This window comes from Streptomyces sp. NPDC096105, assembly GCF_044763335.1.
Taxonomy (GTDB): domain Bacteria; phylum Actinomycetota; class Actinomycetes; order Streptomycetales; family Streptomycetaceae; genus Streptomyces.
Window position 1 is genome coordinate 116,116 of the sequence record NZ_JBIWGC010000005.1, and the last position, 22,264, is coordinate 138,379.

General features: G+C 70.5%; 17 protein-coding genes and 1 pseudogene. 14 read left to right on the plus strand and 4 right to left on the minus strand.

Annotation, left to right across the window (positions count from 1 at the left end; genetic code table 11):
* The first annotated feature begins 270 nt into the window (after positions 1-270).
* From metH to ACIQ8B_RS10580, 3 genes are all read left to right on the plus strand, one after another.
* Positions 271-3,783, plus strand: coding sequence for a methionine synthase (gene metH / locus ACIQ8B_RS10570; RefSeq protein WP_403546453.1), 3,513 nt, complete (start codon positions 271-273; stop codon positions 3,781-3,783).
* Between the two features lie 129 nt (positions 3,784-3,912).
* On the plus strand, positions 3,913-4,614 hold the full coding sequence (locus ACIQ8B_RS10575) for an HAD family hydrolase (RefSeq protein ID WP_403546454.1): 702 nt from the start codon (positions 3,913-3,915) through the stop codon (positions 4,612-4,614).
* A gap of 446 nt (positions 4,615-5,060) precedes the next feature.
* The gene (locus ACIQ8B_RS10580) at positions 5,061-6,668 is read left to right on the plus strand and encodes an ABC transporter substrate-binding protein (RefSeq protein ID WP_290008373.1); all 1,608 of its coding nucleotides are present in this window, start codon (positions 5,061-5,063) and stop codon (positions 6,666-6,668) included.
* A gap of 81 nt (positions 6,669-6,749) precedes the next feature.
* Here ACIQ8B_RS10580 and ACIQ8B_RS10585 read toward each other — a convergent pair whose 3' ends face one another.
* Together ACIQ8B_RS10585 and ACIQ8B_RS10590 are read right to left on the minus strand one after the other, a co-directional pair.
* Positions 6,750-7,421, minus strand: a complete 672-nt coding sequence (locus ACIQ8B_RS10585; RefSeq protein ID WP_024885186.1) for a response regulator transcription factor — start codon at positions 7,419-7,421, stop codon at positions 6,750-6,752.
* A 14-nt stretch (positions 7,422-7,435) separates the two neighbouring features.
* Positions 7,436-8,380 (minus strand): RecB family exonuclease, encoded by a 945-nt coding sequence (locus tag ACIQ8B_RS10590; protein WP_403546455.1) that lies wholly within the window; start codon positions 8,378-8,380, stop codon positions 7,436-7,438.
* A gap of 243 nt (positions 8,381-8,623) precedes the next feature.
* Here ACIQ8B_RS10590 and ACIQ8B_RS10595 point away from each other — a divergent pair, with 243 nt between their 5' ends.
* From ACIQ8B_RS10595 to ACIQ8B_RS10605, 3 genes are all read left to right on the plus strand, one after another.
* Entirely contained in the window at positions 8,624-10,120 is a 1,497-nt protein-coding gene (locus ACIQ8B_RS10595; RefSeq protein ID WP_403546456.1) for a site-2 protease family protein, read from the plus strand.
* 61 nt (positions 10,121-10,181) lie between these two features.
* The gene (locus ACIQ8B_RS10600) at positions 10,182-11,084 is read left to right on the plus strand and encodes a tRNA (adenine-N1)-methyltransferase (RefSeq protein ID WP_290004469.1); all 903 of its coding nucleotides are present in this window, start codon (positions 10,182-10,184) and stop codon (positions 11,082-11,084) included.
* Positions 11,085-11,303: 219 nt separating this feature from the next.
* Positions 11,304-11,882 (plus strand): hypothetical protein, encoded by a 579-nt coding sequence (locus ACIQ8B_RS10605; RefSeq protein WP_106414996.1) that lies wholly within the window; start codon positions 11,304-11,306, stop codon positions 11,880-11,882.
* Between the two features lie 80 nt (positions 11,883-11,962).
* Here the strand turns inward: ACIQ8B_RS10605 and ACIQ8B_RS10610 are convergent, their stop codons facing one another.
* Entirely contained in the window at positions 11,963-12,262 is a 300-nt protein-coding gene (locus tag ACIQ8B_RS10610; protein WP_093765789.1) for a ferredoxin, read from the minus strand.
* 251 nt (positions 12,263-12,513) lie between these two features.
* Here ACIQ8B_RS10610 and arc point away from each other — a divergent pair, with 251 nt between their 5' ends.
* The 6 genes and pseudogenes from arc to prcA all read left to right on the plus strand — a co-directional run bounded on the left by arc (position 12,514) and on the right by prcA (position 18,375).
* Positions 12,514-14,280: a proteasome ATPase gene (gene arc, locus ACIQ8B_RS10615; protein ID WP_403546457.1), complete on the plus strand. Its 1,767-nt coding sequence runs from the start codon at positions 12,514-12,516 to the stop codon at positions 14,278-14,280.
* Between the two features lie 232 nt (positions 14,281-14,512).
* The gene (gene dop, locus ACIQ8B_RS10620; RefSeq protein WP_403546458.1) at positions 14,513-16,024 is read left to right on the plus strand and encodes a depupylase/deamidase Dop; all 1,512 of its coding nucleotides are present in this window, start codon (positions 14,513-14,515) and stop codon (positions 16,022-16,024) included.
* A gap of 197 nt (positions 16,025-16,221) precedes the next feature.
* Positions 16,222-16,440, plus strand: a complete 219-nt coding sequence (locus ACIQ8B_RS10625) for a ubiquitin-like protein Pup (protein ID WP_006132292.1) — start codon at positions 16,222-16,224, stop codon at positions 16,438-16,440.
* Between the two features lie 152 nt (positions 16,441-16,592).
* Positions 16,593-16,772: pseudogene (locus ACIQ8B_RS10630) on the plus strand (endonuclease domain-containing protein); the annotation flags it as partial.
* Complete coding sequence (prcB, locus tag ACIQ8B_RS10635) at positions 16,724-17,569, plus strand: proteasome subunit beta (protein ID WP_106415000.1); 846 nt, start codon at positions 16,724-16,726, stop codon at positions 17,567-17,569. The pseudogene ACIQ8B_RS10630 and the gene prcB, both read left to right, overlap by 49 nt.
* Before the next feature lie 71 nt (positions 17,570-17,640).
* A complete protein-coding gene (prcA, locus tag ACIQ8B_RS10640; RefSeq protein WP_106415001.1) occupies positions 17,641-18,375 on the plus strand; it encodes a proteasome subunit alpha in 735 nt (244 codons plus the stop codon).
* Positions 18,376-18,526: 151 nt separating this feature from the next.
* On the opposite strand, the gene ACIQ8B_RS10645 is transcribed toward prcA, so the two are convergent.
* Complete coding sequence (locus ACIQ8B_RS10645) at positions 18,527-19,528, minus strand: LacI family DNA-binding transcriptional regulator (protein ID WP_403546459.1); 1,002 nt, start codon at positions 19,526-19,528, stop codon at positions 18,527-18,529.
* Between the two features lie 88 nt (positions 19,529-19,616).
* Here ACIQ8B_RS10645 and ACIQ8B_RS10650 point away from each other — a divergent pair, with 88 nt between their 5' ends.
* Positions 19,617-20,876, plus strand: coding sequence for an MFS transporter (locus ACIQ8B_RS10650; RefSeq protein WP_290004464.1), 1,260 nt, complete (start codon positions 19,617-19,619; stop codon positions 20,874-20,876).
* A 9-nt stretch (positions 20,877-20,885) separates the two neighbouring features.
* Entirely contained in the window at positions 20,886-22,247 is a 1,362-nt protein-coding gene (pafA, locus tag ACIQ8B_RS10655; protein WP_106415004.1) for a Pup--protein ligase, read from the plus strand.
* Positions 22,248-22,264: the final 17 nt, after the last annotated feature.

Consider the following 22,264-nt stretch of genomic DNA (forward strand, 5'->3'; position numbering starts at 1 on the left):
CCGACTCGCGACGTCGCTGCCGCTGTTCGGCAATGCCGAACACTACCGGTCGATGCCGACCTCTCGCTAATGGTCGGTCAAGATCGGCCGGGTTCTCCCCGCCCCGACCGTCGCCCTCCGGCCATCTTCGTCCGGCCCGTGGACGCCCCCGACGCCAGGGAGCGGTCCCGGATACCCTGACGGCGTGCGCCCTGCCGGGGAAGCTCGAACAGGTGGCTTTTCCGGGCAGCCGCAAAGCCGACAGCCGTCGCACCTGAGGGAGCCCCTTTCATGGCCTCGTCGCCGCTGACCCCTTCCGCCGACAGCCGGACCCGCGTGTCCGCGCTCCGTGAGGCCCTGGCCACCCGTGTGGTGGTCGCCGACGGAGCGATGGGCACCATGCTCCAGGCCCAGGACCCGACTCTCGAGGACTTCCAGAACCTCGAGGGCTGCAACGAGATCCTGAACCTGACCCGCCCCGACATCGTCCGGTCGGTCCATTCCGAGTACTTCGGCGCGGGCGTGGACTGCGTGGAGACCAACACGTTCGGCGCCAACCTCACCGCTTTGGGCGAGTACGACATCCCCGAGCGCGTCCTCGAGCTGTCCGAGGCGGGCGCCCGCATCGCCCGCGAGACGGCGGACGAGTTCACCGGCCGCGACGGCCGGCCGCGCTGGGTGCTGGGCTCCATGGGTCCGGGCACCAAGCTGCCCACCCTCGGCCACACCACCTTCGCCGCCATCCGCGACGCCTACCAGCAGAACGCCGAGGGCCTGCTCGCCGGCGGCGCCGACGCGCTGCTGGTGGAGACCACCCAGGACCTGCTGCAGACCAAGGCCTCCGTCATCGCCGCCCGCCGCGCCATGAAGGCCGTCGGCCTCGAGGTCCCGCTGATCGTGTCGGTCACGGTGGAGACCACCGGCACGATGCTGCTCGGCTCCGAGATCGGCGCGGCCCTGACCGCGCTGGAGCCGCTCGGCATCGACATGGTCGGCCTGAACTGCGCGACCGGCCCCGCCGAGATGAGCGAGCACCTGCGCTACCTCGCCCGGCACTCCCGCGTCCCGCTGTCGTGCATGCCGAACGCGGGCCTGCCCGAGCTGACCAAGGACGGCGCCCACTACCCGCTGGCGGCGCCCGAGCTGGCGGACGCGCAGGAGACGTTCGTGCAGGAGTACGGGCTGTCGCTGGTGGGCGGCTGCTGCGGCACCACCCCTGAGCACCTGCGGCAGCTGGTGGAGCGCGTGCGGGACCTGGCCCCCGCGGAGCGCGACCCCCGTCCCGAGCCGGGTGCGGCGTCGCTGTACCAGTCGGTGCCGTTCCGTCAGGACACCTCCTACCTGGCGATCGGTGAGCGGACGAACGCCAACGGGTCGAAGAAGTTCCGTGAGGCCATGCTGGAGGGCCGCTGGGACGACTGCGTGGAGATGGCCCGGGACCAGATCCGCGAGGGCGCGCACATGCTCGACCTGTGCGTGGACTACGTCGGCCGGGACGGCGTGGCCGACATGGAGGAGCTGGCGGGCCGGTTCGCGACCGCCTCCACGCTGCCGATCGTGCTGGACTCCACCGAGGTGGACGTGATCCGGGCGGGCCTGGAGAAGCTCGGCGGCCGTGCGGTGATCAACTCGGTGAACTACGAGGACGGCGACGGTCCCGAGTCCCGCTTCGCGCGGGTGACCGAGCTGGCGCGGGAGCACGGCGCGGCGCTGATCGCGCTGACGATCGACGAGGAGGGGCAGGCGCGCACGGCGGAGAAGAAGGTCGAGATCGCTGAACGCCTGATCGCGGACCTGACCGGGAACTGGGGCATTCACGAGGAGGACATCCTCGTCGACTGCCTGACGTTCACGATCTGCACGGGGCAGGAGGAGTCCCGCAAGGACGGCATGGCCACGATCGAGGGCATCCGCGAGCTGAAGCGCCGCCACCCGGACGTGCAGACCACCCTCGGTCTGTCGAACATCTCCTTCGGTCTGAACCCGGCCGCCCGCATCCTGCTGAACTCCGTCTTCCTCGACGAGTGCGTGAAGGCGGGCCTGGACTCGGCGATCGTGCACGCGAGCAAGATCCTCCCCATCGCCCGGTTCAGTGAGGAAGAGGTGCGGACCGCCCTCGACCTGATCTACGACCGCCGCCGTGAGGGCTACGACCCGCTGCAGAAGCTCATGCAGCTCTTCGAGGGCGCGACGGCGAAGTCGCTCAAGGCGGGCAAGGCCGAGGAGCTGGCCGCGCTGCCGCTGGACGAGCGTCTCAAGCGCCGCATCATCGACGGCGAACGCAACGGTCTGGAGGCCGATCTCGACGAGGCGCTGCAGACGCGCAAGGCCCTCGACATCGTCAACGACACCCTGCTGGACGGCATGAAGGTGGTCGGCGAGCTGTTCGGCTCCGGGCAGATGCAGCTGCCGTTCGTGCTCCAGTCCGCCGAGGTCATGAAGAACGCGGTCGCCCACCTCGAGCCGCACATGGAGAAGACCGACGAGGCCGGCAAGGGCACGATCGTGCTGGCCACGGTGCGCGGCGACGTCCACGACATCGGCAAGAACCTGGTCGACATCATCCTGTCGAACAACGGCTACAACGTCGTCAACCTCGGCATCAAGCAGCCCGTCTCCGCGATCCTGGAGGCCGCCGACGAGCACAAGGCCGACGTGATCGGCATGTCGGGTCTGCTGGTGAAGTCCACGGTGATCATGAAGGAGAACCTGGAGGAGCTCAACCAGCGGGGTCTGGCCGCCGACTACCCGGTCATCCTGGGCGGCGCCGCCCTCACCCGCGCCTACGTCGAGCAGGACCTGCACGAGATCTACCAGGGCGAGGTCCGCTACGCCCGCGACGCCTTCGAGGGCCTGCGCCTGATGGACGCCCTCATCGGCATCAAGCGCGGCGTGCCCGGCGCGAAGCTGCCCGAGCTGAGGCAGCGCCGGGTCCGCGCGGCCGCCGTCGAGATCGACGAGCGGCCCGAACAGGGCAGCGTGCGCTCCGACGTGGCCACCGACAACCCGGTCCCGGAGCCGCCGTTCTGGGGCACCCGTGTGATCAAGGGCATCCAGCTCAAGGAGTACGCGTCCTGGCTCGACGAGGGCGCGCTGTTCAAGGGCCAGTGGGGTCTGAAGCAGGCGCGCACCGGTGAGGGCCCCACCTACGAGGAGCTGGTGGAGACCGAGGGCCGGCCGCGACTGCGCGGTCTGCTGGACCGGCTCCAGACGGAGAACCTGCTGGAGGCGGCCGTGGTCTACGGCTACTTCCCCTGCGTCTCCAAGGACGACGACCTGATCGTCCTGGACGAGGAGGGCAACGAGCGCACCCGCTTCACCTTCCCCCGCCAGCGCCGCGGCCGCCGGCTGTGCCTGGCCGACTTCTTCCGCCCGGAGGAGTCCGGCGAGAAGGACGTCGTCGGCTTCCAGGTCGTCACCGTCGGCTCCCGCATCGGCGAGGAGACCGCCCGGCTGTTCGAGGCCGACGCCTACCGCGACTACCTCGAACTCCACGGCCTGTCCGTCCAGCTCGCCGAAGCCCTCGCCGAGTACTGGCACGCCCGCGTCCGCTCCGAGCTCGGCTTCGCCGGCGAGGACCCCGCCGCCATGGAGGACATGTTCGCCCTGAAGTACCGGGGCGCCCGCTTCTCCCTCGGCTACGGCGCCTGCCCCGACCTGGAGGACCGCGCCAAGATCGCGGACCTGCTCCAGCCGAAACGCATCGGCGTCCAGCTCTCCGAGGAGTTCCAGCTCCACCCCGAGCAGTCCACGGACGCCATCGTGATCCACCACCCGGAGGCGAAGTACTTCAACGCCCGCTGAGCGGTCCGGCCGCCGGCTCCGGCGGTCGCATCAGGCACTTCCGGCGCGCACGACGTACACTGGTCGGTCCATTGCAGGCCGGTTCCCCTCGTGGGAACCGGCCTGATCGTCCCTATAGGAGGTATGTGGATGACCAGTACGGTCCCCGCGCTCGGAACCCGTACGGCCGAAGGCTCGGCCCTCCAGGCCGTGCTCCTCGACATGGACGGCACCCTGGTGGACACCGAGGGCTTCTGGTGGGACGTCGAGACGGAGGTCTTCGCCTCCCTCGGACACACCCTCGACGACGCCTGGCGCCACATCGTGGTCGGCGGCCCCATGACCCGCAGCGCGGGGTTCCTCATCGAGGCGACCGGGGCCGACATCGGCCTCGACGAACTCACGGTGCTGCTCAACGACGCCTTCGAGAGCCGCATCGACCACAACCTGCCGCTGATGCCGGGGGCCGCGCGCCTGCTCGCCGAGCTGGCCGAGCACGAGATCCCGACGGCGCTCGTCTCCGCCTCCCACCGGCGCATCATCGACCGGGTGCTGCCCGTCCTGGGCCCCGAGCACTTCGCCCTGTCCGTCGCCGGCGACGAGGTGCCGCGCACCAAGCCGCACCCCGACCCCTACCTCGCGGCGGCCGCCGGGCTCGGCGCCGATCCCGTGCGCTGCGCGGCCGTCGAGGACACGGTCACCGGCGTCACCGCCGCCGAGGCCGCCGGCTGCCAGGTCGTCGCGGTGCCGTCCGTGGGCCCGATCACCCCGGCCGCCCGGCGCACGATCGTCCCCTCGCTCGACGTGGTGGACCTGCCGTTCCTGCGCGGTCTGATGACGGACCTGCGCTAGCCGCTCACGCGGTGTGCACCGCCGCCGGAACCGGCATGCGCGGCGCTCCGTCCAGGGGCCGTTCCGTCCGAGCCGCGCGCCCGCGTTCCGGCCGCCGGCGGCCGATTCCGCAGAGCCGCCGGACCCCTTTTCACATGTGATCTTGATCACGGCTTCACGTGCCGACAACGATGTCCGGGCGTGCATCCCGCCCGATTCAGGAGATCACCGGCGCGCCCATGTGTCCCGGTTGGTGAGAAGCTGCACCAATCCTTCCCCGGCCATCTCTGTCGGTCCGTTCACACCTGGTTCCACTGCGTGATGAGGCCCCGGCTCCGGGCGCCGCGAACGCCCCCGCGGACGCGGACTAATGTCGTCGCGAGAACCACACCCCTCCTTGCCCTCCGCCCTGGTGACCCCTGCCCGCGGATGACACGGAGCCGACAACGTCCTGGAGAAACTCGAGCATGAACCGCAAGACTTTGGTGCTGGCGGCCGCAATGGGACTGCTCGCGCCGGTGCTCGCCGCCTGTGGTGACAGCGAGAGCGGGAGCGGCGGCGGCGATGCGATCGTCGTGGGCACCACCGACCGGTTCACCGCCTCCGAGGAAGAGGGACTCGCTCCCCTCGACCCCGCCTGGGCCTACGACGTCGGCACCTGGAACATCCTGCGGCAGACCGTCCAGACCCTCATGGTCCAGCCCCGCGGCGACGGCGAGCCGGTTCCCGAGGCCGCCGAGTCGTGCGGCTTCACCGACGCCGGCAACGAGCGGTACACCTGCACCCTGCGCGAGGGCCTGAAGTTCTCCAACGGCGACCCGATCACCGCGCAGGACGTGAAGTACTCCATCGAGCGCGCCCTCTCCCTCAAGGGCGACAGCGGTGTCTTCGCGCTGCTGTCCACCATCGACACCGTCGAGACGCAGGGCGACCGCGAGGTGATCTTCCACCTCAAGGCGGCCGACGCCACCTTCCCGTACAAGCTGTCCACCCCGGTCGCGGGCATCGTCAGCAAGGACGACTACGCCCGGGACAAGCTGCGCGAGGGCTTCGACATCGACGGCTCCGGCCCGTACACGATGGAGAGCGAGGTCAAGGACGGCACCCTGGTCCGCGCCACCTTCACCAAGAACCCCTCGTACAAGGGCGCGCTCCAGGTCAACAACGACAAGGTCGAGCTGGTCAACTACGACAGCGCCGACGCCATGGGCGACGCGCTGGACGACGGCGAGATCGACGTCATGACCCGCAGCATGTCGCCGGAGCAGATCCAGAAGCTGGCCAACGCCACCGACGGCGAGGTCGAGCTGGTGGAGTCCCCGGGTCTGGAGATCCGCTACCTGGCCTTCAACACCAAGGCCGAGTCGGTGAAGGACAAGGCCGTCCGCCAGGCGATGGCCCAGCTGATCAACCGCGACGAGCTCGTCGCCAAGGTCTACGGCAGCCAGGCCGAGCCGCTGTTCTCGCTGGTGCCCGCCGGCGTCACCGGCCACTCCAACGCCTTCTTCAACACGTACGGCGACCCGGACGTCGCCAAGGCCCGCGAGCTGCTCGAGGATGCCGGCGTCGACACGCCGGTGAAGCTCACGCTGCACTACACGACCGACCACTACGGTCCGGCCACCAAGGCCGAGTTCGAGCAGCTCAGCAAGCAGCTCAACGACAGCGGCCTGTTCGAGACGGACATCCAGGGCACCTCCTGGAACAAGTTCCGGCCGGCCGGGCAGAAGGGCAAGTACGACGTCTACGGCATGGGCTGGTTCCCGGACTACCCGGACGCCGACGCCTTCGTCGCGCCCTTCCTCGCCGAGGACAACTTCCTCAACTCGCCCTACGTCAACACCGAGATCCGCAAGGAGCTGATCCCCGAGTCGCGCCGCCAGGCCGACCGCCTCAACGCCTCGGAGAGCTTCACGAGGATCCAGAACATCGTCGCCGACGAGGTCCCCGTACTGCCGCTGTGGCAGGGCAAGCAGTACCTCGCCGCCCGTGACAACATCACCGGCACCGCCTACGCGCTCAACTCCTCCTCCACGCTCCAGCTGTGGGAGCTCGGACGCGGCGTCAGCGGCTGACGGATCCAGCCGCCCCGCACACGACGTGGGGGTGCCCTCCCGGCCGGGAGGGCACCCCCACGTCGTGTGCGCTCTCGTGAGCTACTGCGCGCCGGGGCGCACCAGCCCGCTCTCGTACGCGTACACCGCGGCCTGCACGCGGTCGCGCAGTCCCAGCTTGGTCAGCACATGACCGACATGTGTCTTCACGGTGGTCTCGCTGACGAACAGGTCGGCGGCGATCTCCGCGTTGGACAGCCCGCGCGCCACCAGCTTCAGCACCTCGACCTCGCGGTCGGTCAGCGTGTGCAGCGTGTCCGGCACCGGCTCCTCGCCGGACGGCAGGTGCGTGGCGTACTTGTCCAGCAGCCGGCGCGTGATGCTCGGCGCGAGCATCGCCTCACCGGCGGCCACCACACGGATCGCCTGTACCAGCTCGTTGGCCGGGGCGTCCTTCAGCAGGAAGCCGCTGGCTCCCGCCTTCAGCGCCTCCACCACGTACTCGTCGAGATCGAACGTGGTCAGCACCAGCACCTTCGCCGGGCCGTTCCGCTCCGGGCCGGTGATCTGGCGGGTGGCCTCCACCCCGTCCATCCGCGGCATGCGGATGTCCATCAGCACCACGTCGGGCTGCAGCGCCCGCACCTGGTCCAGGGCCTGGAGGCCGTCCCCTGCCTCGCCGACGACCGCGAGGTCCTGTTCGGCCTCCAGGATCATCCGGAATCCGGTGCGCAGCAGCGGCTGGTCGTCGACCAGTAGGACGCGGATGGCCACGTAAGTCTCCTTCGCTAGTCCGGCCCCATTCTGCCCTGCTCGGCCCCGCCGGACTCAGGCGCCCTCAAGGGCAGGGGGTACGGCGGGGGAGTGCCGCCGAACTCCGGACAATGTGCCTGGTGGTCGCACCAGCCGCAGAGCTTCGTCGGGCGCGGCCGCCAGTCGCCCGTCTCGGTCGCCCGCCGGATCGCCTCCCACAGCGCGAGCAGCTTGCGCTCCACCCGCTCCAGATCGGCGGGCACCGGGTCGTACGTCAGCACGTCCCCGCTGCCCAGGTACACCAGCTGGAGGCGGCGCGGGACGACCTTCCTCAGCCGCCACACCACGAGGGCGTAGAACTTCATCTGGAACAGCGCGCCCTCCGCGTACTCCGGGCGGGGCGCCTTGCCCGTCTTGTAGTCGACGATCCGCACCTCGCCGGTGGGCGCCACGTCCACCCGGTCGATGATCCCGCGCAGCCGCAGCCCGGAGTCGAGCTCCGCCTCCACGAACAGCTCCCGCTCGGCGGGCTCGAGCCGGCTCGGGTCCTCCAGCGTGAACCACCGCTCGACCAGCGCCTCCGCCTCCGTGAGCCAACGGGCCAGCCGCTCGCCCTCCGGGTCGTCCGCGAACAGCTCCGCGACCTCCGGCCGGCTCTCGCGCAGCCGGTCCCACTGGCCGGGGACCAGCGACTTCGCGCGCGGCACGGTGCGGTCGGCGGCCGGGGCGTCGAACAGCCGCTCCAGCACCGCGTGCACCAGCGTGCCCCGGGTCGCCGCCTCGCTCGGCTTCTCCGGCAGCCGGTCGATCACCCGGAACCGGTACAGCAGCGGGCACTGCATGAAGTCACTCGCACGGGACGGCGACAGCGAGGCGGGCGGCGCGGCGGGGGGCCCGGCCACCACGGCGGTGTCCGCTGCCTCCCCGGACACGGCGGGGCTGATGTCGGGCCGCGTCGCGCCCTTGGTGCTCGTCTCCATGACCCCAGACCTTACGGCCCGGCGCCGACAACACAGCGACCCTGTGGACAAAGGCGGAGGAGGAGGGCGGGAAGGAACCGGGGAGGAGGGTGGGAAGGAACCGGGGAGGAGGGTGGGGAGGGAGGGGAACGAGGGGGTAGGGACAGGGGTGCGGGGCGGAAAGGGCGGCGGACGCCGCATACCATCGACCCAGGACCCTCCCGTCCGGCAGGCGCGGGAGACGCAGCGAACGAGGGGACACCGGTGGACGTAAGCGGCGGGCGCGGACGGCCGCGGCCCGGCAACGACGAGTCGGCCGAGCACACGGGGTCCGAGGCCCCGGCCCCCGGCGGCGCCCACGGCACCGGTGAGCCCGCCCCGGCCTCGGCGGCCCCCGCCGACCCCGACGTCACGGGCGGCTCGGCCCCGCCGGCCGAGGGCGACGGCGGACAGGACGCCGCGAACGCCGCGTCCGGCTCCGAGGGGCCGCGGGGCGAGGACCCTCACGGCACCGCGTCCGGCGGGGCCGGGCCGCAGCCGGAGCACGCCGACCGGCCGTTCGCCCACTCCGGCACCGGCAAGGGCCCCGCCCCGCAGCGCCCCGAGGAGCGGCGGCGCGGCGGGCTGCTGATGGGCCGCCCCTTCGGCGTGCCCGTGTACGTGGCGCCCAGCTGGTTCCTCGTGGCGATCCTGATCACCTGGGTGTTCGGCGGCCAGATCGACCGCATCCTGCCCGAGCTGGGCGCGGCCAGCTATCTGGTCTCCCTGTTCTTCGCGGTGGCCTTCTACGCCTCCGTGCTGGTGCACGAGCTCGCCCACACCCTCGCCGCCCTGCGCTTCAAGCTCCCGGTGCGCCGCATCCAGCTCCAGTTCTTCGGCGGCGTCTCCGAGATCGAGAAGGAGGCCGAGACACCCGGCAGAGAGTTCGTACTGGCGTTCGTCGGCCCCCTGCTCTCCCTGGTGCTGGCCGGGCTGTTCTACCTCGGACTGCTCGTCGTCGACCCCAGCAGCGTCGCCGGTGTGCTGCTGGCCGGCCTGATGGTGTCCAACCTCATCGTGGCCGTCTTCAACCTGCTGCCCGGCCTGCCGCTGGACGGCGGCCGGATGCTGCGCGCGGTCGTCTGGGCGATCACCGGCAGGCCCATGACCGGCACGGTCGCCGCCGCCTGGGTGGGCCGCGCCCTCGCCGTCTCCGTGCTGATCGGCCTGCCGCTGCTCACCCAGTCCGGGGCGCTCGGCTCCGACGCGGTGGACAACGTCGGCATGGACACCGTCCTCGACGCCCTGCTCGCCGCCATCCTGGCCGCGATCATCTGGACCGGAGCCGGCAACAGCCTGCGCATGGCACGCCTGCGCGAGCACCTGCCCGAGCTGCGGGCCCGCACCCTCACCCGCCGCGCGGTCCCCGTGGAGACCGACACCCCGCTCTCCGAGGCCCTGCGCCGCGCCAACGCGGCCGGCGCCCGCGCCCTGGTCGTGGTCGACCCCGACGGCGTGCCGATCTCCCTGGTCCGCGAGGCCGCGATCGTCGGCGTCCCGGAGCACCGGCGGCCCTGGGTGCCGGTCAGCGGGCTCGCCCAGGACCTCACCGACGGCATGCGCGTCTCCGCGGAACTGGCCGGGGAAGACCTGCTGGACGCGCTGCGCGCGACGCCCGCCACCGAGTACCTGGTGGTCGAGGAGACCGGCGAGATCTACGGCGTGCTGTCCGCCGCCGACGTGGAACGGGCCTTCGTGAAGGCCATGGCGCGCCCCTCCTGACCCGTCGTCCCGGCCGCCGTCCGTGGTCGGCGGGCCCTCCGGGGACCGGTAGGCTGGTCACATGTCCGAACCGACCGGTGCCGCCCGCAGGCGCGGGCCCTTCAAGGTCGGGGACCAGGTACAGCTGACCGACCCCAAGGGCCGCCACTACACGTTCACGCTCGAGGCCGGGAAGAACTTCCACACCCACAAGGGTTCCTTCCCCCACGACGAACTGATCGGCGCTCCCGAGGGCAGCGTTGTCCGCACCACCGGGAACGTCGCCTATCTCGCGCTGCGCCCCCTGCTCCCCGACTACGTCCTGTCCATGCCCCGAGGGGCAGCCGTCGTCTACCCGAAGGACGCGGGGCAGATCCTCGCCTTCGCCGACATCTTCCCCGGCGCGCGCGTCGTCGAGGCGGGCGTGGGCTCCGGCTCGCTCAGCAGCTTCCTGCTGCGCGCCATCGGCGACCAGGGCATGCTGCACTCCTACGAGCGCCGCCAGGACTTCGCGGAGATCGCCCAGCAGAACGTGGAGCGCTACTTCGGCGGCCCGCACCCCGCCTGGCAGCTCACCGTCGGCGACCTCCAGGACAACCTGTCCGACACCGACGTCGACCGCGTCATCCTCGACATGCTGGCCCCCTGGGAGTGCCTGGAGGCCGTCTCCAAGGCGCTCGTGCCCGGCGGCATCCTCTGCTGCTACGTGGCCACCACCACCCAGCTCGCCCGGACCGTCGAGTCCATCCGGGAGATCGGCTGCTTCAACGAGCCGACCGCCTGGGAGACGATGATCCGCAACTGGCACATCGAGGGCCTGGCCGTCCGCCCCGACCACCGGATGATCGGCCACACCGGCTTCCTGCTCACCGCCCGCCGGCTCGCCGACGGCGTCGAGCCGCCCATGCGCCGCCGCCGCCCGGCCAAGGGCGCCTACGGCGAGGACTACTCCGGCCCCAACGCCGACGGAGGCACCGGCCGCTGACGCGGTCCGCGCCCTCCCAACGCTCCGGCGTCGTGGGGCGGTTCCGGTACGTCACCGGGAACTGCGCCACGGCGCCGACGCGTTGACGCCGGGGTCCCGCACCGACCCGCACGGCGGCTCCACGCGACGTCTGCGGACCCCGCCGTTCCCTCCGTACTGTGACGTGTGGCACGATGCTGGCCACCCTCACCGGCACAGCCCTCACAGGAGACACTCCTCGTGCAGCCTTCCGCCGTTCCGGAGCTCGCCCACACGCACGCCCGGCCCATCCACTGGGTCGCCACCGCCACGGCCGTCGCCGGTGTCGTGGCGCTCTCCTCCGTCCTGCAGCCCGACCACGCGACCGCCGCCGCGCCGGGCGCCCCGCAGACCGGGCAGGCTCCCGCGCGGGCGCTGCCGCCCGACCCGGCCGACGTGGAGTTCCCGCTCGACTGCGGTCCCGTGAGGCTGGTGGTCAAGAAGCAGGCGTCCGGCGACCTCGACGGCGACGGCCGTCCCGAGACCGTGGCGGCGGTGCACTGCGACGCCCCGATGGGCACCCCGCCCGACGGCGTCTACGTCCTCACGCAGGCGGCCGGCGCCTCGAAGCCGCGCCTGGTGGCCACCCTCCTCGACCCCGAGGACCGCGCCAACGTCGAGGACTTCGCCGTACGCGGCGGGGACGTCGTCGCCGCGCTGCTCGGCTACTCGTCCTCCGACGTGCCCCGTTGCTGCCCCGATGTGCGCGAGACCGTGAAGTGGCGCTGGGACGACGGTGCGTTCGTCCGGTCCACGCCGTCCGACGCGCGGAGCGTGTGACCCCGTGACGGGCGCGCGCCAGGTCGGCGCGCTGCCGGACGCGTGACATCAGGCAGACGTGACCGGCCGTGCGGCGGCGGTCACCCGGCGTCCGGTCCGTACACCTCGACGCTGTCCGAAACCCGTCGGACGTGGATGCACTCGCCGGGGCACTCCTTCGCGGAGTCGACGACGTCGGTGAGGAGCGGCAGCGGGACGGGCGTTGCCGCGCCCTTGTCCTGGAGCAGCTCGTCCTGCTCGTTCTTCACGTACGCCAGACCGTCGATGTCCAGCTCGAACACCTCGGGCGCGTACTGGGCGCAGATGCCGTCGCCGGTACACAGATCCTGGTCGATCCAGACCTCCAGGGCCTCGGCGCCGGTTGCGGCCTCCTGCTGCACGATCGTCTCTCCTGCCGTGTGGTTCGCCGAGCCGTGCGGGAATCCGGCCAGCTCTGACGGGTGTTGAACACGTCGACCCTAACGCCGACTGGGTTCCGATCATTCTCGGTGGGTATTCCCCTGGCGTGAGGGAGAGCGCAAGGGTGAAGATCGGACACACCCCGACCGTCTTTGTGATCTAGGGGTTTCAATCGACACCCGCCCAGGTAGGGTCTGGAAGCGTCCAGCTCCCCTTGGAGGAGGTGAGGACCGTGGCAGCCCACGACGACGACATGAACCGCGGCATCCGCCCGGGACGCGGGTCCGACGACCCGGCCGGGCAGATCGCCTACCTTGAGCAGGAGATCGCCGTCCTGCGACGCAAGCTCGCCGACTCTCCGCGGCACACGAGAATTCTCGAAGAGCGGATCGTCGAGTTGCAGACCAATCTGGCCGGCGTGTCCGCCCAGAACGAACGGCTGGCGAGCACCCTCCGTGAGGCCCGCGACCAGATCGTGGCCCTCAAGGAGGAGGTCGACCGGCTCGCCCAGCCCCCGGCCGGCTTCGGAGTCTTCCTCGTGGCGAACGAGGACGGCACGGCCGACATCTTCACCGGCGGCCGCAAGCTGCGGGTGAACGTCAGCCCGAACGTCGAGCTGGAGGAGCTCCGGCGCGGCCAGGAAGTGATGCTCAACGAAGCGCTCAACGTGGTCGAGGCCATGGAATTCGAGCGCGTGGGCGAGATCGTCACCCTCAAGGAGATCCTGGAGGACGGCGAGCGGGCCCTGGTGCTGGGCCACACCGACGAGGAGAGGGTGGTGCGGCTCGCCGAGCCGCTGCTGGACGTCACCATCCGCGCCGGCGACGCCCTGCTGCTGGAGCCCCGCTCCGGGTACGTCTACGAGGTCGTGCCCAAGAGCGAGGTCGAGGAGCTCGTCCTCGAGGAAGTCCCCGACATCGGCTACGAGCAGATCGGCGGCCTCGGCAACCAGATCGAGGCCATCCGCGACGCGGTCGAGCTGCCGTACCTCTACCCGGACCTGTTCAAGGAGCACGAGCTGCGGCCGCCCAAGGGCGTGCTGCTCTACGGCCCCCCCGGCTGCGGCAAGACGCTCATCGCCAAGGCCGTGGCGAACTCGCTGGCCAAGAAGGTCGCCGAGGTCACCGGCCAGGCCGCGGGCAAGAGCTTCTTCCTCAACATCAAGGGCCCCGAGCTGCTGAACAAGTACGTCGGCGAGACCGAGCGGCAGATCCGCCTGGTCTTCCAGCGGGCCCGGGAGAAGGCCAGCGAGGGCACCCCCGTCATCGTCTTCTTCGACGAGATGGAGTCCCTCTTCCGCACCCGCGGCTCCGGCGTCAGCTCGGACGTGGAGAACACCATCGTCCCGCAGCTGCTCGCCGAGATCGACGGTGTCGAGGGCCTGCAGAACGTGGTCGTGATCGGCGCCTCCAACCGCGAGGACATGATCGACCCGGCCATCCTGCGTCCCGGCCGGCTGGACGTGAAGATCAAGATCGAGCGTCCGGACGCCGAGGCGGCCAAGGACATCTTCGGCAAGTATCTGACCGAGCGCCTCCCGCTGCACGCCGACGACCTCGCCGAGCACGGCGGCGACAAGTCCATGACGGTCCAGAGCATGATCCAGACCGCCGTGGAACAGATGTACGCCGAGTCCGAGGAGAACCGCTTCCTGGAAGTCACCTACGCCAACGGCGACAAGGAAGTCCTGTACTTCAAGGACTTCAATTCCGGCGCCATGATCGAGAACATCGTGGGCCGCGCCAAGAAGATGGCGATCAAGGACTTCCTGGAGAAGAACCAGAAGGGCCTCCGCGTCTCCCACCTCCTCCAGGCCTGCGTGGACGAGTTCAAGGAGAACGAGGACCTGCCCAACACCACCAACCCGGACGACTGGGCCCGGATCTCCGGAAAGAAGGGCGAGCGGATTGTTTACATCCGCACCCTCATCACCGGAAAGCAGGGCGCGGACACCGGACGCTCCATCGACACGGTGGCCAACACCGGTCAGTACCTGTAAAAGCGAGGGCGGCTGCGGGTGCCCGCGACGGGTACCCGCAGCCGACTGCTTTTCGGGGCCACGGCTGGAGCACAGCAATGACGCAATTGATCTCCCCACCAGCGCAAAGGCGTTCTAGGCTCTTCCGTACCGCCGAGTCGCGCAGTGCGGGGACGGGCACCGCACACGCACCGGAGAGCCAGCGGTACTGCGGCGCCCCCGACCGGGGACGCCGCCGGGCAAGGAGGGCCGCATGACCGTACGGCGAGTAATGGGCATCGAGACGGAGTACGGAATCTCCGTCCCCGGCCACCCCAACGCCAATGCCATGCTCACCTCGTCCCAGATCGTGAACGCCTACGCGGCGGCGATGCACCGGGCCCGCCGGGCCCGCTGGGACTTCGAGGAGGAGAATCCGCTGCGGGACGCGCGAGGCTTCGACCTCGCCCGCGAAGCCGCCGACGCGAGCCAGCTCACCGACGAGGACATCGGTCTGGCGAACGTCATCCTGACCAACGGCGCGCGGCTCTACGTCGACCACGCCCATCCGGAGTACAGCGCCCCCGAGGTCACCAACCCGCGGGACGCCGTCCTCTGGGACAAGGCCGGCGAGCGGATCATGGCGGAGGCGGCGGAGCGGGCCGCGCAGCTTCCCGGCGCCCAGCCGATCCACCTGTACAAGAACAACACCGACAACAAGGGCGCGTCCTACGGCACGCACGAGAACTACCTGATGAAGCGGGAGACCCCCTTCTCGGACATCGTGCGCCATCTGACGCCGTTCTTCGTCTCCCGGCAGGTCTTCACCGGCGCCGGCCGGGTCGGCATCGGCCAGGACGGCCACGAGCACGGCTTCCAGATCAGCCAGCGGGCGGACTACTTCGAGGTCGAGGTGGGCCTCGAGACCACGCTGAAGCGCCCGATCATCAACACGCGCGACGAGCCGCACGCGGACGCCGAGAAGTACCGGCGGCTGCACGTGATCATCGGTGACGCGAACCTTTCCGAGATCTCGACCTACCTCAAGCTCGGGACGACCGCGCTGGTCCTGTCGATGATCGAGGACGGGTTCATCGCGGTGGACCTGGCCGTGGACCAGCCGGTGCGGACGCTGCACCAGGTGTCGCACGATCCTTCGCTGAAGTACTTGGTCACGCTGCGCAGCGGCCGGACCCTGACCGCGGTGCAGCTCCAGATGGAGTACTACGAGCTGGGCCGCAAGTACGTCGAGGAGCGCTTCGGGGACGACGCCGACGAGCAGACCAAGGACGTCCTCGCCCGTTGGGAGGACACGCTCACCCGGCTGGAGAACGACCCGATGAGCCTCGCCGGCGAGCTGGACTGGGTCGCCAAGCGGGAGCTCATGGAGGGTTACCGGCGCCGTGACAGCCTCGACTGGGACGCGGCCCGGCTGCACCTGGTCGACCTGCAGTACGCCGACGTGCGTCCCGAGAAGGGCCTCTACAACCGTCTGGTGGCCCGCGGACGCATGAAGCGGCTGCTGGACGAGGCCGAGGTCGAGCGCGCCCGTACGGAGCCTCCGGAGGACACCCGCGCCTACTTCCGCGGGCGGTGCCTGGAGCAGTACGCGGACGACGTCGCGGCGGCCTCCTGGGACTCGGTGATCTTCGATCTGCCGGGCCGGGACTCGCTGCAGCGGGTCCCAACCCTGGAACCGCTTCGCGGAACGCGTAATCACGTCAAGGCGCTCCTGGACCGCTGCCGTACGGCGGAAGACCTGGTCAGGGTGCTTTCCGGCGGGTGAGCGGGTGAGCCGCGCCCGGGCGGGTACCTGCGGGTACCCGGACGGACCGGCCGGACGGGGTGGAAAGCGGCCCGTCCGGGAATCATCGAGGTGGTCCCCGTGGGTTGGAGCAACTGCGGGGGCATTGTCGGACCCGGCTTGTAGGGTCTGATCTTGACCGAGCAACTGTGTCGGGCGAACCGAGCGGGGTGAGGGTGATGGCGACCAAGGACACCGGCGGCGGACAGCAGAAGGCCACGCGGTCCACCGAGGAGGTCGAGGAGCAGGCGGCAGAGGCGCAGGCTTCGGAGGACCTCAAGGAGCGTCACGAGAAGCTCAGCGACGACGTGGACGACGTCCTGGACGAGATCGACGACGTGCTCGAGGCCAATGCCGAGGACTTCGTGCGGTCCTTCGTGCAGAAGGGCGGCGAGTAGCCTCACCGGCTTCGCCGGTCCGGCAGTCACGGCGGTGGTGGGCGAGCGGTGAGGAGAGGGCGCTGCCCGCGGCCGGCCCCGATGGGCCGCCGCGGGCGGCGTCCGCTCGGCTCCGGAGCGTGCGGCCGGCCGTTCCAGATGCTGTTGTCGGAAATGTGGATCATTGCTGTGGGGCGGGTAGGGTCCGTGGCGTAATGTGCTTCAACTGCAATTCGGCCATCGGCAAGTTGGGAGATGATCCCGACGCTGTTCGTCGGGCAGCTGCCTACCTGGAAGGAACTTCGTGGAAGCCAACACTCCTGGCACCGGGCGTCTGCCGGCTGCCTTCCTGACGCCGGGCTCCTCCTCCTTCATGGACTTCCTCTCCGAGCACCAGCCGGAGCTGCTGCCGGGAAAGAGGACGTTGCCGCCCGTACAGGGCGTGATCGAGGCGCCGCACGGCACGACCATCGTCGCCGTCACCTTCCCCGGCGGTGTGGTCCTCGCCGGTGACCGGCGAGCCACCATGGGGAACGTCATCGCGCAGCGGGACATCGAGAAGGTGTTCCCGGCCGACGAGTACTCGGCGGTCGGCATCGCCGGCACGGCGGGCCTGGCCGTGGAGATGGTCAAGCTGTTCCAGCTCGAGCTCGAGCACTTCGAGAAGGTCGAGGGCGAGCAGCTGTCGCTGGAGGGCAAGGCGAACCGGCTGTCGACGATGATCCGCTCGAACCTGGGCATGGCCATGCAGGGCCTGGCCGTGGTGCCTCTCTTCGCCGGGTACGACGTGGACCGCGAGAAAGGGCGGATCTTCTCCTACGACGTCACCGGCGGGCGGTCCGAGGAGCACGGGTACGCCGCCACCGGATCCGGATCGATCTTCGCGCGTGGTGCGATGAAGAAGCTGTTCCGGGAGGATCTGAGCGAGGCCGAGGCCACCACGCTGGTGGTGCAGGCGCTCTACGACGCGGCAGACGACGACTCGGCGACCGGCGGTCCCGATGTCGCCCGCCGGATCTATCCGATCGTCACCGTGATCACCGAGGACGGCTACCGCCGGCTCTCCGAGGACGAGGCGTCCGACATCGCCCGGTCCGTGCTGGAGCGCAGGCTGGAGCGGCCGGACGGCCCGCGGGCCTCGTTGCTGTAGTGCGTGCGGGCCGGATGGTTCGGTTGGTTCAGGGTGGTCCAGTGACTTCGACAGAAAGGGACGGGTAACCGGTGTCGACGCCGTTCTATGTCTCACCTCAGCAGGCGATGGCCGACCGGGCGGAGTACGCCCGCAAGGGCATCGCCCGTGGCCGCAGCCTGGTCGTGCTGCAGTACGCCGACGGGATCGTGTTCGTCGGCGAGAACCCGTCCCGCGCGCTGCACAAGTTCAGCGAGATCTACGACCGGATCGGGTTCGCCGCCGCCGGCAAGTACAACGAGTACGAGAATCTGCGGATCGGCGGTGTGCGGTACGCCGATCTGCGGGGCTACACCTATGACCGGAACGACGTGACCGCGCGGGGTCTGGCGAACGTGTACGCCCAGACGCTCGGCACGATCTTCTCCAGCGTGGGGGAGAAGCCGTACGAGGTGGAGCTGGTGGTGGCCGAGGTCGGGGAGACCCCGGAGCACGACCAGATCTACCGGCTGCCGCACGACGGGTCGATCGTGGACGAGCACGGCTCGGTGGCGGTGGGGGGCAACGCGGAGCAGATCAGCGGGTACCTCGACCAGCGGCACCGGGACGGGATGACGCTGGCGGAGGCGCTGAAGCTGGCGGTTCAGGCGTTGTCGCGGGACACCAACGGCAGCGAGCGGGAGATCCCCGCGGAGCGGCTGGAGGTGGCGGTGCTGGACCGGACGCGGCCGCAGAAGCGGAAGTTCAAGCGGATCGAGGGTCGGCAGTTGGTGCGTCTTCTGGAGGCGGGCGCGGAGGGGACGGCCTCCGGCGGGGACGAGGAGTAGTCCGCGTCGGCGGATGCGGGTGCGGATGCCTGCGGCGCGGAGCTTCTGTCCGGCGGGGGCCGGTGCAGCGCCCACGGTGGGCGGGCGCGGCGGCGCCTCGCTGGTGCCGGGTTGCGCCACCCCCTCCCGCACCCGTGCCCGTGCCCGTGGTTCACGGCACCCGGGTCGTCGAGCCCCGGACCTCCAGGTGGACCGGGATGTCCGTGCCGGGAGGCTGCTGGCCGTCCAGGACGGCCAGCAGCGCCTGCATACCCCGTTCGCCGAAGAGTTCCGCGTCCAGACGGACGGTCGTCAGCTCCGGGTCGATGGCCGTGGCCAGGGCCAGGTCGTCCATGCCCGTGACCGAAAGGTCCGCCGGGACGCGCAGTCCCAGACGGCGGGCGGCCTTGTACGTGCCCGCAGCGAGCTGGTCGTCGTCGCAGACGACCGCTGTCGGCCGGTCTCCGGCAGCCAGTGCGGCCCCGGCGGCGGCTTCCGCCCCCTTGATGGAGATCGGTGAGCGGGCCGTCCGCAGAGATGTACCGGGCACCTGCCGCAGCCGTGCCTCCAGCTCCCGCGCGCGGACCTCGAAGGTCCAGGACGGTACGTCCGCCCCCAGGTGCAGGAAGTGGCGGTGGCCCAGGCCGAGCAGGTGCTCCGTGATCTGCCGGACACCGTCGGCGATGTCCAGGTTCACCGTGGTCCCGCCGACGGAGGGGTCGCTGTCCAGCATGACGAGCGGCAGCTGGTCGCCGCGGATGGCGGTCAGGGCCTCCGCCGCCATGGAGGAGGCGATGACGCCGTCCAGTGCGGCTTGGGCGCTGGCGAACGGGTCGCGGGCCGGGCCGATGCCCTCGGGGGAGGGGTAGAGGACCACGCCGAAGCCGTGTCGGGAGGCCACCCGCGCCGCTCCGGTGTAGACGCCCGCGAAGAACTCCGTGGTCAGGGCGGGCACGACCAGCAGCACCGTACGCGTGCGGCCCAGCCGCAGATTGCGGGCCGCGAGGTTGGGGCGGTAGCCGAGGGCGCGGGCGGCCTCGCGGACGCGTTCCGCCGTGGCCTCGGAGACCCGGCCGCGCCACTTGTCGCCCAGCACCAGGGACACCGCGGCCTGGGAGACGCCTGCTTCCCGGGCGACGTCCCGGCTCGTGGGGCGGACGCTGGCTCTGGGCACCGTCGCTCCTTCGTCTGGACCGGTGAACAGCGGTCATGGTACGTATAGAGAGCTTAGTTATACGTAACACTTCCACGGGAGGGCCGGTATGGCGACGGGATACCTGGAGATTCTCCGGGCGCGGCACGCCGCCCGGCTGCTCGTGGGCACGCTGGTGGGGCGGCTCCCCAACGCGACCGCCCCGATCGCCATCGTGCTGTTCGTGCGCGCCGAGGGCGGGTCGTACAGCCTGGCCGGCGTGCTCGCCGCGGTGTACGGCGTGGCCAACGCGGTGGGGCAGCCGGTGCTCGGGCGGCTGGTCGACCTGAAGGGCCAGCCCCGGGTGCAGTTGCCGGCGGCGCTGCTGTCGGCGGTGGCGATGGGCGTGTTCGCCTTCGTGGGTACCGGCCCGCTGGTCGTGGCGTACGGCGCCGTCGCGCTGGCGGGGCTGTTCACGCCGCCGCTGGAGGGCGGGCTGCGGGCGCTGTGGTCCTCGGTGCTCTCCAGGGAGGAGCACGTGCACCGGGCGTACGCCCTGGACGCCGTGGCCCAGGAGGTGATGTTCACCGTCGGGCCGCTGCTCGTGACGGTGTGCGTCTCCCTGTGGTCGGCCCAGGCCGCGCTGCTCGTGCTGAACGTCATCGGGGTGCTGGGGGCCCTGTCCGTGGTCGTCTCGCCGCCCTCGCGGGCCTGGCGGTCCGCGCCGCGTGAGGCGCACTGGCTGGGGGCGCTGCGGTCGCCGGGGCTCATCGCGCTGCTCGGGGCCTTCCTGACCGTCGGGATGGCGATGGGGTCCATCACGGTCGCCGCCGTGACGTACGCCGACGATCACGGTGGCGACACCGTCTACGGCTGGCTGATGGCGGCGCTCGGGCTCGGCGCGCTGATCGGCGGCATGGCGTACGGGGCGCGGCAGTGGGCCGGGGAACCCGCGCGGCGGCTCCAGGTGATCGTGGCGCTGCTGGCCCTCTGCTACCTGCCGCTGATGCTGAGGCCGGCCCCGGTGGCCATGACGCTGCTCGCCGCGGTCGCCGGTCTCTTCCTGGCCCCGGCCATCGCCTGTGCGTTCGTCCTGGTGGACCGGCACGCCCCGCGCGGGACGGTCACCGAGGCGTTCTCCTGGCTGGTGACCACGTTCACCGTCGGCGCGTCGTTCGGGACCGGTGTGACCGGTCCGGTGGTCGAGGCGGGCGGGGCGCTGTGGGGATTCGCCGTACCGGGGGCCGCGGGCGGCGTGTCGCTGCTGGTTTTGATCGCCACCGGACGGGTATTGGCGGTTCCGGCCAGGACGGCGGTTGTCGCGGCCGGTTCGGAAAATGATCCGAACCGTGCCGTCGATCCCCGTTTCAGCTCGAAGGATCGGGCGTAATGTTCCCTCATGGACCGCCGCATTTTCGGGCTGGAGAACGAGTACGGCGTCACGTGCACGTTCAGGGGACAGCGCCGCCTGTCGCCTGACGAGGTGGCGCGGTACCTTTTCCGCCGTGTCGTGTCATGGGGCCGAAGCAGCAACGTCTTTCTGCGGAACGGCGCCCGCCTCTATCTCGACGTGGGGTCACATCCGGAATACGCAACGCCGGAATGTGACGACGTGACCGAGCTGGTCACCCACGACAAGGCCGGCGAGCGCATTCTCGAAGGACTCCTGGTGGACGCCGAACGACGCCTGCACGAGGAGGGAATCGCGGGCGACGTCTACCTCTTCAAGAACAACACCGACTCGGCGGGCAACTCCTACGGGTGCCACGAGAACTACCTCGTCGCCCGGCACGGGGAGTTCTCCCGGCTCGCGGACATCCTCATCCCGTTCCTGGTGACGAGGCAGCTGCTGTGCGGAGCCGGCAAGGTGCTGCAGACGCCGCGGGGCGCCGTCTACTGCGTCAGCCAGCGCGCCGAGCACATCTGGGAGGGCGTCTCCTCGGCGACGACCCGCTCCCGGCCGATCATCAACACGCGCGACGAACCGCACGCGGACGCCGAGCGCTACCGCCGGCTGCACGTCATCGTCGGCGACTCGAACATGTCCGAGACGACCATGCTGCTCAAGGTCGGCGCCACCGACCTGGTGCTGCGCATGATCGAGGCGGGCACCGTCATGCGCGACCTCACCCTGGAGAACCCGATCCGGGCGATCCGCGAGGTCAGCCACGACATCACGGGGCGCCGCAAGGTGCGCCTGGCCAGCGGACGGGAGGCGTCCGCGCTGGAGGTGCAGCGCGAGTACTACGAGAAGGCGCTGGACTTCTGCGAGCGCCGCGGCATCCGCACCGGCACCGTCGACCAGGTGCTGGAGCTGTGGGGCCGCACACTGGACGCGATCGAGTCCGAGGACCTCGACCGCATCGGCACCGAGATCGACTGGGTCATGAAGTACAAGCTGCTCGAGCGCTACCGCGCCAAGCACAACATGACCATGTCGCACCCGCGGGTCGCGCAGATAGACCTCGCGTACCACGACATCCACCGCCGTCGTGGCCTGTACTACCTGCTCGAGAAGAAGGGACAGGCCGCCCGGATCTGCAACGACCTGAAGATCTTCGAGGGCAAGTCCGTGCCGCCGCAGACCACTCGGGCCCGGCTGCGCGGCGACTTCATCCGGCGTGCCCAGGAGCAGCGGCGGGACTTCACCGTCGACTGGGTGCACCTCAAGCTCAACGACCAGGCCCAGCGCACCGTGTTGTGCAAGGACCCGTTCCGTTCGGTGGACGAGCGGGTGGAGAAGCTGATCGCCGGCATGTGAGAGGACGTGTCCCCCGG